This window comes from Bartonella tribocorum, assembly GCF_002778015.1.
Taxonomy (GTDB): domain Bacteria; phylum Pseudomonadota; class Alphaproteobacteria; order Rhizobiales; family Rhizobiaceae; genus Bartonella; species Bartonella tribocorum_B.
Map to the genome: position 1 here is coordinate 1 of NZ_NJPP01000014.1, position 13,396 is coordinate 13,396.

General features: G+C 37.3%; 12 protein-coding genes and 1 pseudogene. 5 read left to right on the top strand and 8 right to left on the bottom strand.

The window, feature by feature from the left end; genetic code table 11:
* Positions 1-419, bottom strand: a pseudogene (locus tag CEV08_RS04935) (hypothetical protein); the annotation flags it as partial.
* A gap of 358 nt (positions 420-777) precedes the next feature.
* On the opposite strand from CEV08_RS04935, the gene CEV08_RS04940 reads away from it, so the two are divergent.
* From CEV08_RS04940 to CEV08_RS04960, 5 genes are all read left to right on the top strand, one after another.
* Entirely contained in the window at positions 778-1,530 is a 753-nt protein-coding gene (locus CEV08_RS04940) for a transporter substrate-binding domain-containing protein (RefSeq protein ID WP_100130617.1), read from the top strand.
* Between the two features lie 480 nt (positions 1,531-2,010).
* Entirely contained in the window at positions 2,011-2,763 is a 753-nt protein-coding gene (locus CEV08_RS04945) for a transporter substrate-binding domain-containing protein (protein WP_100130618.1), read from the top strand.
* Positions 2,764-2,840: 77 nt separating this feature from the next.
* Positions 2,841-3,563, top strand: a complete 723-nt coding sequence (locus CEV08_RS04950; RefSeq protein ID WP_100130619.1) for an ABC transporter permease — start codon at positions 2,841-2,843, stop codon at positions 3,561-3,563.
* On the top strand, positions 3,560-4,267 hold the full coding sequence (locus CEV08_RS04955) for an ABC transporter permease (RefSeq protein WP_100130620.1): 708 nt from the start codon (positions 3,560-3,562) through the stop codon (positions 4,265-4,267). The genes CEV08_RS04950 and CEV08_RS04955 overlap by 4 nt, the downstream gene beginning before the upstream one ends.
* A gap of 80 nt (positions 4,268-4,347) precedes the next feature.
* Positions 4,348-5,121 carry an amino acid ABC transporter ATP-binding protein gene (locus CEV08_RS04960; RefSeq protein ID WP_100130621.1) on the top strand — a complete coding sequence of 258 codons (774 nt, stop codon included), beginning with the start codon at positions 4,348-4,350 and terminating at the stop codon, positions 5,119-5,121.
* 20 nt (positions 5,122-5,141) lie between these two features.
* Here CEV08_RS04960 and lpxB read toward each other — a convergent pair whose 3' ends face one another.
* The 7 genes from lpxB to rseP all read right to left on the bottom strand — a co-directional run bounded on the left by lpxB (position 5,142) and on the right by rseP (position 13,386).
* Entirely contained in the window at positions 5,142-6,338 is a 1,197-nt protein-coding gene (gene lpxB, locus CEV08_RS04965; RefSeq protein WP_100130622.1) for a lipid-A-disaccharide synthase, read from the bottom strand.
* A complete protein-coding gene (locus CEV08_RS04970; RefSeq protein WP_100130623.1) occupies positions 6,331-7,203 on the bottom strand; it encodes an LpxI family protein in 873 nt (290 codons plus the stop codon). Before CEV08_RS04970 ends, lpxB begins: the two co-directional genes overlap by 8 nt.
* A gap of 2 nt (positions 7,204-7,205) precedes the next feature.
* The gene (lpxA, locus tag CEV08_RS04975) at positions 7,206-8,030 is read right to left on the bottom strand and encodes an acyl-ACP--UDP-N-acetylglucosamine O-acyltransferase (protein WP_100130624.1); all 825 of its coding nucleotides are present in this window, start codon (positions 8,028-8,030) and stop codon (positions 7,206-7,208) included.
* A 24-nt stretch (positions 8,031-8,054) separates the two neighbouring features.
* Positions 8,055-8,522 (bottom strand): 3-hydroxyacyl-ACP dehydratase FabZ, encoded by a 468-nt coding sequence (fabZ, locus tag CEV08_RS04980; protein ID WP_100130625.1) that lies wholly within the window; start codon positions 8,520-8,522, stop codon positions 8,055-8,057.
* 1 nt (position 8,523) lies between these two features.
* Positions 8,524-9,570, bottom strand: a complete 1,047-nt coding sequence (gene lpxD, locus CEV08_RS04985) for a UDP-3-O-(3-hydroxymyristoyl)glucosamine N-acyltransferase (protein WP_100130626.1) — start codon at positions 9,568-9,570, stop codon at positions 8,524-8,526.
* 66 nt (positions 9,571-9,636) lie between these two features.
* The gene (bamA, locus tag CEV08_RS04990) at positions 9,637-12,033 is read right to left on the bottom strand and encodes an outer membrane protein assembly factor BamA (protein ID WP_100130627.1); all 2,397 of its coding nucleotides are present in this window, start codon (positions 12,031-12,033) and stop codon (positions 9,637-9,639) included.
* A gap of 204 nt (positions 12,034-12,237) precedes the next feature.
* The gene (gene rseP, locus CEV08_RS04995; protein WP_100130628.1) at positions 12,238-13,386 is read right to left on the bottom strand and encodes an RIP metalloprotease RseP; all 1,149 of its coding nucleotides are present in this window, start codon (positions 13,384-13,386) and stop codon (positions 12,238-12,240) included.
* Between the last annotated feature and the right edge of the window lie 10 nt (positions 13,387-13,396).

The window sequence follows — 13,396 nt, forward strand, 5'->3', positions numbered from 1 at the left end:
GGCATAACAATAACTATCTGTATTTGGGCATAACAATAACTATCTGTATTTGCCTGACAACCAAGATAAGTGTTTTTATAGGCTGTTGCCCCTACATTGGTCAACACATTCGCATGGATATCCGCATTTTCTCCTGCTTTTATAATGCTATAGTTATTCTCAATATTATCAGCGTTAATGATCAGATTACCGTGAGATTGTATCATCCCCTGAGCCGCCGATTTATGCGAAAACGTCTGCGTGACAGTCTCCTCTGTCATATGGGACCAATTATTCCATTGATACCGTTTTACAGATTTTTGATCATAGACAGGCTTAAATTCCCAATTAAATGCCTTATAGACTGATCCATCTTTCAATGTTGCTTTGCCGTATGATCCTTCCTTATTGTCAAAAAGTACTTCGTCCAAGATAAATTTATTTTGTATTCTTTAATATCGAGGCAGTTCATACAACAGATGAGAATATTTTACATTTTATCCTATTAAGAACTGAGACTTCCTTTATATTTGAATGAATAGTTTTTCTTTTAAAGATCATTAATTGATTTTAAATAAAACTATTAAAATTCATCCCTTCATTAACAAGAGCTTTCCTTTTTTCCTGTATTTTTCTTCCCATATTTAATACGCATAGATCTTTTTTTAATTGTAATATCCAGCGTAATGATAATAAAATGGAGGCAGATAAATTTTTTACATTGCTCCAAAAGAGCTTACAGATTATAAAAATGCCTCGTGGTTTTATCTTTGCCTGCTTATTGAATAGGAGAACATAATGAAGTTATTAGCAAGAGCTCTTATAATAAGCGCAACGTTGTTTACATTATCAGCCAATTCTCAAACGCTGAAAATAGCAAGTGATGCTTCCTACCCTCCGTTTAGTTATATTGATTCAAATAACGAACTTCAAGGATTTGATATTGATATATCTTACGCACTTTGTAAAAAAATGAATGTTGAATGTACCATTGTCACGCAAGACTTCGAAGGGATGATCCCCGGCCTTTTAGCCAAAAAATATGATGCTATTGTTTCTTCCCTTTCTCCTACAAAAGAGCGTTTACAAAAAATTGATTTTACAGATCCTTATTACAACACAGTACTTGCTGTCATTGTTACCAAGAACTCAGGCATTAAAGAAATTTCAGCACAAGCCTTTAGAGATAAAAACCTTGGTGTACAATCAAATACAACACAAGCTGCATATGCAGAAGATCATTATGCTTCTGAAGGCGTAAATATCAAACTTTATCCTACAGCAATAGAAGTGAATCGTGACCTTTTAAGCCATCGGCTTGATATCATCATCTTTGATAAATTAAAGGCAGTAGATTGGCTTGAAAATAAAGGAAAAGACTGCTGTAAGCTTCTAGGAACTTTAGAAGAAATAAAATTTCCTGTTGCAATTGCACTGCGTAAAAATAATCATGATCTTAAAAATAGTTTTAATAAAGCAATAGAAGAGATACGCGCAGATGGGACCTATGATAAAATTATGAAAAAATATTTTACATTCGATATCTATTAAATATCACGATCAATTAAAATCGACTCTTTTTAAGAAATGCCGTTTAGCTTTTTGTTGAACATGAAAAAAGTGTTAGAAATTCAGTGTTTTTATAAAAAAATTATATTTATCAAAAGATTATTTTTTCATTGTTTCTCGATAGTTAAATGTTTATAGAATCTAATGGCAACAAGGAAGTTTTCTATCTTATCTCAATCTAATTTGTTATATTCATATTGAATAGCCTTATTTTTAAAGAAAAGCCCTCAGTTTCTACTCGTGAAATGATGCCAACCTATCATTTCATGAAAATTAAGTGTCGTACAGCAGTAAGATATTTCTTCTTCTTGAGATCATAAAAAAGATATTTTTTTGATAATAATGTGCAGCATAATAATCTAAAATAAATACCGATAAATTTTTGCATTGCTCCAGAAAAGCTTACAGATTATAAAAACGTGACGATTTCATATTTGCCTGCTTATTCAATAGGAGAATATCATGAAACTATTAACAGGAGCTCTTATAATAAGCGCCGCACTATTTATCCAATTGGCTGACGCAAAAACATTAAAAATCGCGAGTGAAGGCACTTATCCTCCCTTTAGTTACATTGATTCAAATAACAAACTACAGGGATTTGATGTTGATATATCTTATGCACTTTGTAAAAAAATGAATGTTGAGTGTACGGTTGTCACGCAAGATTTCGAGGGAATGATTCCTGGGCTTATTGCAAAAAAATATGATGCAATCGTTGCTTCTCTCTCTCATACACAAGAGCGTTCAAAAAAAATTGATTTCACAGATCCTTACTACGAAACAGCACTGGCTGTCATTGTTACCAAAGCTTCGGGAATTAAAGAAATCTCAACACAAAACCTTAGAGGCAGAAATCTTGGTGTGCAATCAAATACAACACAAGCTGTTTATGCAGAAGATCATTATGCCTCTGAAGAAGTAAAAATCAAACTCTACCCTTCCACAATAGAAGTGAATCGTGATCTTTTAAATTATCGACTTGATGCGATTATTGTTGATAAATTACAAGCATTAAATTGGCTGAAAAATGAAGGAAAAGATTGCTGCCTTCTCCTGGGAACTCTGGAAGAAACAAAGTTTCCTGTTGCAATTGCGTTGCGTCAAAAGAATAATGATCTAAAAAATAAATTCAATGAAGCTATAAAAGAAATTCGTTTGGATGGAACTTATGAGAAAATTATGAGAAAATATTTTACGAATGATGTTTTTTAAATATCATTGTGATATTTAATAAGATCCACTGTTTATTTCTAAAAACATGATCTAACTCTTTCATGAGGAATACAAGAATGATTGAAAATTTAGCATTGCTATCATTTAGCAATGGTGGGTGGGGAGCGGTTATACTTTCTAGTGCAGGAATGACATTATCATTGGCGTTATGTTGCGGACTTCTGGGACTTCCTCTAGGACTTCTCAATGCAGTGATGATTCGATCCAATATTAAGATGGCTAAAGCTATAGCACGTCTCTTTTCAATGGTGTTTCGTGGGCTACCAGAGCTTTTAACTTTGTTTTTAGTGTACTACGGGTTACAAAGTCTTATTCAAAATGCCTTTGACTATTTTAATCTTGAAGTCATGTTCACTATCAATGCCTTTGTGGCGGGTGTTCTTGCACTGAGTATGGTTCTTGCCGCTTTTTCTTGTGAAGTTTGGCTTGGAGCATTCAACATTTTTGATAAAGGTCAATATGAGGCAGCAAAAGCCTTAGGCCTTTCACAGTCAACCACATTCTTTCGTATTGTCTTCCCTCAGCTCATCCGAAATGCCTTACCAGGACTTTCCAATAATTGGCTTACTTTACTGAAAGATACATCTCTCGTTTCAACCATTGCGCTTGTTGACCTCATGCGGCAAACGAATTTAGCTGTCGCTGCGACCAATAAACCTATGCTATTTTACCTTGTCGCATGTTTACTTTATTTATTATTTTCAGCGTTTTTTTCTGCAATCTTACGCCATTTGGAAACTTACACTCAAATAGGCTATAAAAAGGTTCTAAGTCAATGATTCCTGAGTGGCTTTATTTCCTTTTTAATCCTGATCTTTTAAGCCGTTATGGACCCAAATTTATTGATGGTTTTATTGTTACTGTTGAGCTTGTTTCTATTTCTTGTTCTCTTGGTTTTTTCCTTGGTATGGTTATTGCTTTTGCACGTTTGTCAAAAAATACATTTTTACAATATCTTTCAAATGCTTATGTCTATTTTTTTCGCGGATCTCCTTTGTTAGCCCAACTCTTTCTTTTTTATTATGGGCTTGCTTCAATGAACAGTTTTTGGCAACAGATTGGTCTATGGTGGTTTTTTCAAAACGCGTGGTATTGTTGTCTTTTTATTTTCACACTCAATTCTGCTGCTTATCAATCTGAGATCTTTAAAGGAAGTTTTCTATCCGTAACAACTGAACAACGTGAAGCATCACAAGCTTTAGGACTGAGCAATTCTGTCACATTTTTTAGAGTTATTCTTCCACAAGCAATGATTGTAGCATTACGCCCCCTAGGAAATGAGTTGATTTTAATGATTAAATCCAGTGCCATTGCCTCTCTTGTTACTGTTTATGATTTAATGGGGGTTGCCAAACTCACGTATTCACGTACATTCGATTTTCAAGTTTATGTTTGGGCCGCTCTTATCTATCTTTTTATTGTTGAAATCATTCATCGTTTTATCGTTTTTATCGAAAATCACCTCACACGATATTTACGGTAAAATAAAATGATCATAAAAAACTTTACCAAACCAACATGTTGCATTAATCAATTTATTCATCAATGAAAGAATAAAACAAGATGAATTTGGAAAATAATCAATCGACCTCTTCCAGTAAAAGCCCTGTGATCTCCATTCGAGATCTCAATAAATGGTATGGAAACTTTCAGGTCTTACATGATATCAATTTTGATGTTCAAGCTGGTGAACATATCGTTATTTGTGGGCCATCCGGATCTGGAAAATCAACGTTAATTCGTTGTATTAACCAATTAGAACAAGCACAAAAAGGTTCAATCTGTATTCATAACGTTGATATCCATACCGCTCCTATACAACAGCAAAAAAATATTCTGCGAAAGATAGGAATGGTTTTTCAAAACTTTAATTTATTTCCCCACATGAGCGTTATACAAAATTGTATTTTAGCCCCTATGACAGTTCAAGGGCTTTCCAAACAACAAGCACAGGAGCGAGCAATTCGTTACTTAACGCATGTCGGTATTGAAAAACACTGTGAAAAATATCCTTTACAACTTTCTGGTGGGCAACAACAGCGTGTTGCGATTGCCCGTGCGCTTTGTATGGAACCTGAAGTCATGCTTTTTGATGAACCAACTTCTGCTCTTGATCCAGAAAGTGTGGGAGAAGTTTTGGAAGTGATGGCGCAATTGGCTAATACAGGGATTACAATGCTTTGTGTTACCCATGAAATGGGCTTCGCACGGAAAGTATCAGAAAGAATACTTTTTCTGGAAAATGGAAAAATCGTTGAAGATACCGCCTCTGATAAATTTTTCACCAACCCTAAAAGCCAACGTGCCCGTGATTTTCTTGCTAAAATTAAACATTAGTCATCAAAATATTGCTTTATTTATACAATTTTACCCCTACTTTTTAAAAGAGTAATAATTTTTTGCGCACCGACAACTCCGGAGGGGACTTCAGTTTTCATTTTCTGTTCCACCCCCTCAAAAGCATCAAGTTGAGCCTGGCGTAATAAAGGATTAGATAAAAGTTGTTCTATCTGTCTTGCTAACATGCCAGGACGTATCAATTCATTCAAATATTCTGGAACAATAGGCTTATCAGCAATAATATTTGGAAGAGCAGCGCTCCATAACATCATTTTAGGGAAAATAAATAATTTAGAAAAAAGATCAAGTTTATAGCAAAGAGCCATAGGAATTTTTGCTAAAGCTAATTCAAGTGAAACCGTCCCATGGGATGCAAGAGCAACATCTGCTTGTGAAAAAGCACGCCATTTTTCATCTTCCCCAACAACAATTTCTACTTTGCTTTTCCAACCTTGTACAAAATCACTGATTCTATTCACCAAATGGGGTAAAGTTGGTAAAATAATCTGTAAATGAGGGATACGCTGTACAAGAATCTCTACGGTTTCTCGAAAAATAGGCATTAAAGAACGAAGCTCTGAATTGCGTGATCCCGGCAAAATAACCAATGTAGGCGATGAGGTTTGTTGATCATATAAATGTCTTTGTTCTACTTGGCGCTTTTTTTCTGATTGAACTCTCAAAAGAGGAGAATATGTCAAAAGGCGATGTCCAACATAGGTGGTAGAAGGACCTCCCAAATCCTGCATAACCTTTTCTTCAAAAGGAAAAACCGCTAAAACATGATCAACAAACCCGCGCATAGCTTTTGCACGCTCTGGTCTCCATGCCCAAACGGTTGGCGCAATATATTTAATAATCGGAATAGAAGGCGCTAAAGCGCGTACCTTTTTTGCAACACGATGCGTAAAATCAGGACTATCAATAATAATTAAACAATCAGGTTGTTCTTGTGCGATAAATTTGGATAAATTGCGAATATGGAGCAACAACAACGGTAATTTTTTCAATACCTCCTTTAAACCTATTAAAGCAATATCACGAGAATCAAAAAAGCTTTTTAAACCTAAAGCTTTTAAATGCCTCCCCCCAACCCCCATCAAATGAATGTTGCATTCTATTTGTTGTGATAAACAAGAAATTAAATCTGCTCCAAGCAAATCACCAGATTCCTCACCTGCAACCACAGCAATCTTTAAGAAACAATCATTCATGACCAAATTTTTCAAATGTTTCTATAAATAGAGAATATTTATTGGCTTTTTCTATTGTTGTTTTCACCGATAATATTAGACTTCTATTTGCCTCAACCGCAATACCAGATAAACCACTCTTTGCAATATTCACTATTGTCGCAGGCCCAATTGATGGCAAATCAACGCGATTATCCTGCTGTGGCTTTGCACATTTAACAAGAACACCACCTTTAGGGGGGATTTGCCCTCTTTCTCGCATTTCACAAACACGCCACAACATATTATCAGTTCCCTCAGCTCCCTCCAGAGCAACCACCCTTCCTTGAACAACGACAACAGCTTGACCGATATCCAATTGACCTAAAAGCTTTGCTGCTTGTGCTGCTAAAAAAATATCTTTCTTCTCTTTTGACGTAGCACGCCGTACTGTTAAATTAAATTCTATGGGCGCTAAAAGATCTGGGACTATTTCATGAGCACCGATAACACAAAAACCGTGTGCTTCAATGACCCGTATAAAAGCTTTTAATAACGCATCATCCCCCCTTCTTAAGGCTCCAATCAATTTAGGAAGAGCTAAAAATGTGATCCAGTCCAGTCGCAATTGTGTAAGAAGTGGTCGCTTTTTCACACCACCTGCCAAAACAACATTATAAACGCCAGCCTCTTTTAAGATTTTAATGAGTCGCGCTAACTCTACAATTGATAACTCGCAATGCTCATAGCGATAAAGAAAAGAATCTGCCTCACCATGCAAAAGCACAAGAAAAGGATTCTCTCCATTCTTCTCAAGAGCCTGCGCAACAGTAATCGGTAGAACACCATTTCCTGCTATAATAGCAGTACGGCCGGAAAGAAAATTTCTGGCACCCCAAATAGGCATTTTTAATCCTTATGTTCTTTTATTCTATCACCTTCATATTTTGGTGTACAATAAAAACGCTTTCCTTCCTCTTTTATAAAATTAACAACTTCAGCAACAGACCGAAAAGAAGAATAGAAAGAAACAACATCACCAACACGCTCTTTAAATGGCTTTTTATGATCAAAAAGCATGGCAACCGCATGACGGAGTGCGTGAATATCTTTACGCTCCAACCCTGCACGCTTCATGCCAATAATATTGAGACCAGCAAGTTTTGCCTGCACACCAACAGCTGTTCCATAAGGAATGAGATCACCGACCAGTGCAGAGACACCACCTATAAATGCATGATGCCCAATACGAACAAATTGGTGAACAGCAGCACCACCACCGATAATCACATAATCACCAACAGTAACATGACCAGCAATCATTGCATTATTAGCAAATGTTACGTGATTGCCTACATAACAATCATGAGCGATATGCGCATAACAAAAAAATTGGCAATTATCACCAATAACTGTCATTCCTCCACTCGAATCAGAGCCTCTATGCATTGTTACGCCTTCACGAATTGTACAATTCTTACCAATAGAAAGAGTCGTAGCCCCCCCTTTATGTTTATTATTTTGCGGATCGGCCCCCAAAACTGCATGAGAAAATACTTTACTCTTGGCTCCTAACGTTGTCTTTCCCATTACCACAACATGACTTGTCAAACTACATTCATCACCAATAACAGCCTCTGAACTAATATGGCAAAATGGCCCAACGTGTACATTCTCACCAAGCTGCGCCCCCTTCTCCACAAGAGCAGTTGGATGGATTTTCGTACCGGACATTTTTAAATTCCCATCAAATATCGTTTATTCTTCTTCAACAATCATCGCAGCAATTTCTGCTTCAGCCACGCGGACATCTTCTACTTTTGCAACACACAAAAAACGCCTCATACCAGATCTCTTTTTCAAAAGCTGAACATGAATTTTAAGCTGATCACCAGGCATAACCGGCTTACGAAATTTCGCTTTATCAACCGTCATAAGGTAAACTAAATTTGTTTGCTTATTACCTAAATTTAAAAGTGCTATTGCTCCTGCCGTTTGTGCCATAGCTTCTAAAATCAAAACTCCAGGCATAACCGGCTTTGCGGGAAAATGTCCCGTAAAATGTGGCTCGTTAATCGTTATATTTTTAATACCAATCGCTTCTTGTTCACCATCAATATCAACGATACGATCGATCAATAAAAATGGATAACGGTGCGGTAATATTGATAGCAGTTTTTCAATATCAACGGTCTCTAAATCTTTAATTCCTTCAGTGCTGATCATATCAGCTTTTCTCCTTTTTAACTTTTCCCATACTGCGCAACGTCGCTACTTCACGAAACCATTGTTTTAATGGTCGCGCTGGACTCCCTCCCCATTTTTCACCATCGGGAATGTCATTCATAACACCACTACGACCAGCAATTTGAACACATTTACCTATTACGATATGGTCTGCTACTCCAACCCCCCCACCAAGCTGAGACATATCCCCTATAGATGTACTTCCCGCAATTCCACAGTGGGCGGCAATAAGGCAATAACGACCAACTTTGACATTGTGGGCAATTTGTACAAGATTATCAATTTTGCTTCCTTCTCCAATAACTGTATCTTGAAATGTTCCTCGATCAATCGTGGTATTGGCACCGATTTCCACATCATCCTCAATAATAACGCGACCAAGTTGTGGAATTTTCTCGATTCCAGAAATACCCACAACATAACCAAAACCATCTTGCCCAATGCAAACACCAGGATAAAGCTGAACCCTATCACCTATTAGAGAACACTGAACGGTTACTCTAGGAGCAATATAGCAATCACGTCCAATACGACAATTCTCACCGATAACAGCTGTGGATGAAATAAGTGTTCCTGCTCCAATCTCAACATTTCTACCAATAACAGCTCCCGCTTCAATACACACATCATGGGCAAATTTAGCCGTTGGATGAATATGCGCATGCGGTGAAATCTCCTTCTGTCCAAACCAAGGCATTGGCTTGACAGAATCAGGAAACAAAATACGACCAATCTGAGCAAAATCACGCTGCGGTGTGGACGTCACCAAAATTGCCATCGTGTCAGGAACTTTAAAAACAATATCATTCGTACAAAAAACAGCAACAGCAGAACTGTCCCGTAGAGCATCAGAAAATTTCCGATGCTCCACAAAAACAAGAGATCCTTCTACAGCACTCTCAAGAGAAGAAAGAGTATTGATAACTTTATGAGAAAACTCTGGATTAAGAAGCTTTGCACCCGTCAACTCAGCAACATTTGCAACTGTTAATTGCTGGGACGGCGTAAAAAAAAATGTATCCGCCATCAAAACACTTTCTCTCCCAGCTTAAGCTATTCTCTTCAGGTTTGTCCTTCTTAAAAACCACTCAGATCAGAACTTCGTAGAAATACCAAAGTTCAATTGCTGCAAACGATCCCCCTCCTGCTTTTTTATTGGCCAAGCATAATCAAAACGCAAAGGACCAAACGGAGAATCCCACATCAAACTCACACCTGCAGATGAGCGCCAAGCACTTTTAATATTGGTAACAGGCGGTTCACCCTTAAAAACAGCTTTATAATTATTGCCATAAAGCGTAGCAATATCCGCAAATACAGCACCGCGCAATCCAAATCCTTCCGGCACAACAGGAATAGGAAACTGTACTTCAGCAGTCGCATTCATATAAGTCGTCCCCCCTAAGAAGTAAACTTCACCTTTACTGGAAACCTGACGTGGACCTATTCCGTTGTATTTGAACCCTCGGATCATATCGGTATTTGCTTTAAACATATCGAAAATACGAACACCCTCTTTGCCTACTTCATGGATATAACCACCACCAAAGGAAAGCAAACCAACAATATCCTTCTGATCAGAAATAGTCTTGTACATCATCGCCTTCCCCGTGGTCTTCAAGAACTTTGCACTCCCACCAAGTCCTGCATATTCCTGAAGGAGATTCACATACCATCCATCATGGGGATTTCTCATATCATCAATCGTATTATAGGTTAAACCATAACTAATCGATGAACGTTTCCAAGGACTTTGCTTAGCTGCTTGAACAATCGCACCAGAATATTTCCCATATAATTCTATTATATCACTCTCTTTGTCGAAATCATACTCCCCGCCAAAATCGTATTCTTCCTGTACATAAGAATAAGCGACATTCGCAGATAATTTATTATTAATAGGGAGAGAAAACCGTAGTGATCCCCCTGTCTGTCGTACATCGTACGCTTTATCAGCACGGTAAGTGCTGCGAAAAACATCGACACCAGCCGATAAGCGGTACCCTAAGAAATAAGGATCAACAAATGATAAATTATAATTACGGGATTTTTCTTGCCCCGCTCCTAATCCTAAACGAACGTACTGACCGCGTCCCCCAAGATTACGTTCAGTAACAGAAACTTCAAGTGACATACCAGGGCTTGTTCCCCCCGTTGTATATCCTCCAGAAAGGGAAAGATCTCCTGTTGAAGCTTCAACGACATCTATCACTAAAACAACCTGATCGGATTGCTCGGTGGGAACCATTGAAATATTAACGGCTTTGAAAAAACCTAAACTTTCTAAACGACGTTTTGCCCGCTGTAATAAAGTTTGATTGTAAGCATCTCCTTCGTTTAAATCAATCTCACGACGAATGACGTAATCACGCGTTTTTTCATTACCACGTATATCAATGCGCTGAATATAAGCCCGTGTACCTTGTTCAATATTATATAAAATTGAAATCGTATGACTTGCTAAATCACGGTTTCCCCGTGGTTCAACTTTAGCAAAAGCATATCCCGAATCAGCAACCTTGTTATTAATAGTTGCAACAGATTGTTCAATATCTTCTGCACTATAAATACTACCTGGCTGAGTCTTAAGCATCCTTTTCACAGATTGAACATCAATTCCATCAACATCACTTTCAACCTGAATATCACTAATTTTATAGCGCGCTCCTTCATCAAGAACGAAAGAAATTTTATACGTATTGCTTGCTGCATCAAAAGTTGCTTTAGAAGAGACAACACGAAAATCTGCATAACCACGATTATAATAAAAGCGACGTAAAGCTTCTTCATCGGCAGCAAGGCGCTCTTCACTGTAAACATCGCCTCCCAACAACTTCGAAAAAATTCCTGAAGATTTGGTTGAAATCACATCACGCAATCGGCGGCTTGCAAAGACACTATTTCCCCTAAAAGTAATAGCCCCAATCTTTGTTTTTTGTCCTTCAACAACATTAAACACCACATTAACACGCCCTTTTCCAAGGTTAATTGTTTGAGTGTTAATAGTGATATTATTACGACCAAGCGTTTTATAAGCTTCACGAATTGTATTTATATCAGCAGAAAGCTTAGCAGAATTAAAAGGTCCATTTGGTTTTAATGAAATAAATCGCTTGAGATCTGGATCCTTAAAAGATTTATTTCCCTGAAATAATATTTGATTAACAACCTCGTATTCTTTTACGAATACAACCAATTTATCACCTACTTGATTTATTTTAACATCATAAAATAAACCTAATTCAAAAAGATTCTTCACAGCATGGTCAACATCACCACTGGAAACCCCTTGTCCAGCCTTTATACCTATATTATCCCGAATCGCCTGAGAACTTACAAACTTATTCCCACGAACCTCAATAGAACGGACTACAGATGCTTGTATTTCTCCAACAGCAGCAATTGACATAAAAACCGTTGCTGGGGCAATCATCCCCATCCTTAACACTAATACAGATGCTGCATTTAAAAACTTTGAATTCGTAGTCATTGGCTTTTTTACCTTACTCTTGTTCTTTGGACACGATGCCTTAAAAAGCTAACTGCCATAACAACCTTTTTACAGCGAGACTTTTTCATCCCTTAATTACTCATTATAATGTACAACGCCACAATATTTTGCAGACATGGTAAACAACCTTCAAGTCATTTTTGCTACTATTACCTAATTTACAAAGCATTTTCTATAATTTAATTAGCTAAACCAACAAAAATAATCATTAAAGAAGACAAAAAGCATAAAAAGAAGAACAAGGGAAAAACCTAAACGAAAAACAATTCCCTGAGTTTTAGCGGATGTTTTCCTCCCAGTAATGACCTCAATGACATGAAATAAAAGATGCCCACCATCAAGCGGTGGAATCGGAAAAAGGTTAATAAGCCCAACGCTTATTGAAAGAAAAGCAGCCAAATTCAACAAAGAGATAAAACCTGTCTCGCTCACTTTCCAAGCAACTTTAACGGTCTTAGAAGGCCCACTTAGCCGACAACGATCTTCTTTTCCTACGATTAAACGACTCATAAAAAGAATAGTTTGAGTGCTAATAAACACGGTACGGTTTAACGCTTCTCTTATAGCTGCTAGAAAACCATAGCGAATATGTTTTATATAAGCTGGGTCTAAACGCGCCGGATTATTTACATCAACAGGAACACCTACACCAATCATAGGACTTTGTGTTTTATTCCCAAACCCATCATCTCGCTCAACAACTTTTGGGGTAATGACTGTTGTAAATGCCTGCCCCATACGTTCTATTTTAAACTCTATCGGTTCTCTTCCATAAAAAGCAACATAATTCATCAAATCTTCAAAACTTTTAACCTGTCGACCATCCATTTCAACAAAACGGTCTCCTAATTCCAAACCGGACTGAATAGCAGGGCTCTCTTTTACCAAAAAACCCACAACAGGTTCAATGGCAACACGACCATAAGTAAAGAAAAAAAATGTTAGAGTAATAACAGTAAAAAGAGCATTGAAAAAGGGACCCGCAAAAACAGTTGCGGCTTTTTTCCAAGCATGCGCACTGACAAATGAACCATCAACAATCGGAGATGATGGAGATGATAGCGTATCGTTGTTTTCCTCATCCCCAACGAACTTCACATAACCTCCTAAGGGGATAAATGCTAAACGCCACTTCGTGCCATGCTTATCTGTGTAACTGGCTATTTGTGGTCCAAATCCAAGTGAAAAAACTGACGCCTTAATACCACACCACCGACCAATAAGATAATGCCCAAATTCGTGCACAAAAATGATAATCATAACGATGAAAAGGATACCCAAACTTCTTAAAAGAAAATCACCCATAGTGACCATATAATTTAAAAGTCCCAAAATATCTTCT

Bases quoted from the DNA above. Each gene is read 5' to 3' on its own strand.
- CEV08_RS04945 (WP_100130618.1), top strand. From the start codon at position 2,011: ATGAAACTATTAACAGGAGCTCTTATAATAAGCGCCGCACTATTTATC.
- fabZ (WP_100130625.1), bottom strand. From the start codon at position 8,522: ATGATCAGCACTGAAGGAATTAAAGATTTAGAGACCGTTGATATTGAA.
- lpxA (WP_100130624.1), bottom strand. From the start codon at position 8,030: ATGTCCGGTACGAAAATCCATCCAACTGCTCTTGTGGAGAAGGGGGCG.
- bamA (WP_100130627.1), bottom strand. From the start codon at position 12,033: ATGACTACGAATTCAAAGTTTTTAAATGCAGCATCTGTATTAGTGTTA.
- CEV08_RS04950 (WP_100130619.1), top strand. From the start codon at position 2,841: ATGATTGAAAATTTAGCATTGCTATCATTTAGCAATGGTGGGTGGGGA.
- lpxD (WP_100130626.1), bottom strand. From the start codon at position 9,570: ATGGCGGATACATTTTTTTTTACGCCGTCCCAGCAATTAACAGTTGCA.
- CEV08_RS04955 (WP_100130620.1), top strand. From the start codon at position 3,560: ATGATTCCTGAGTGGCTTTATTTCCTTTTTAATCCTGATCTTTTAAGC.
- CEV08_RS04940 (WP_100130617.1), top strand. From the start codon at position 778: ATGAAGTTATTAGCAAGAGCTCTTATAATAAGCGCAACGTTGTTTACA.
- lpxB (WP_100130622.1), bottom strand. From the start codon at position 6,338: ATGAATGATTGTTTCTTAAAGATTGCTGTGGTTGCAGGTGAGGAATCT.
- CEV08_RS04970 (WP_100130623.1), bottom strand. From the start codon at position 7,203: ATGCCTATTTGGGGTGCCAGAAATTTTCTTTCCGGCCGTACTGCTATT.
- CEV08_RS04960 (WP_100130621.1), top strand. From the start codon at position 4,348: ATGAATTTGGAAAATAATCAATCGACCTCTTCCAGTAAAAGCCCTGTG.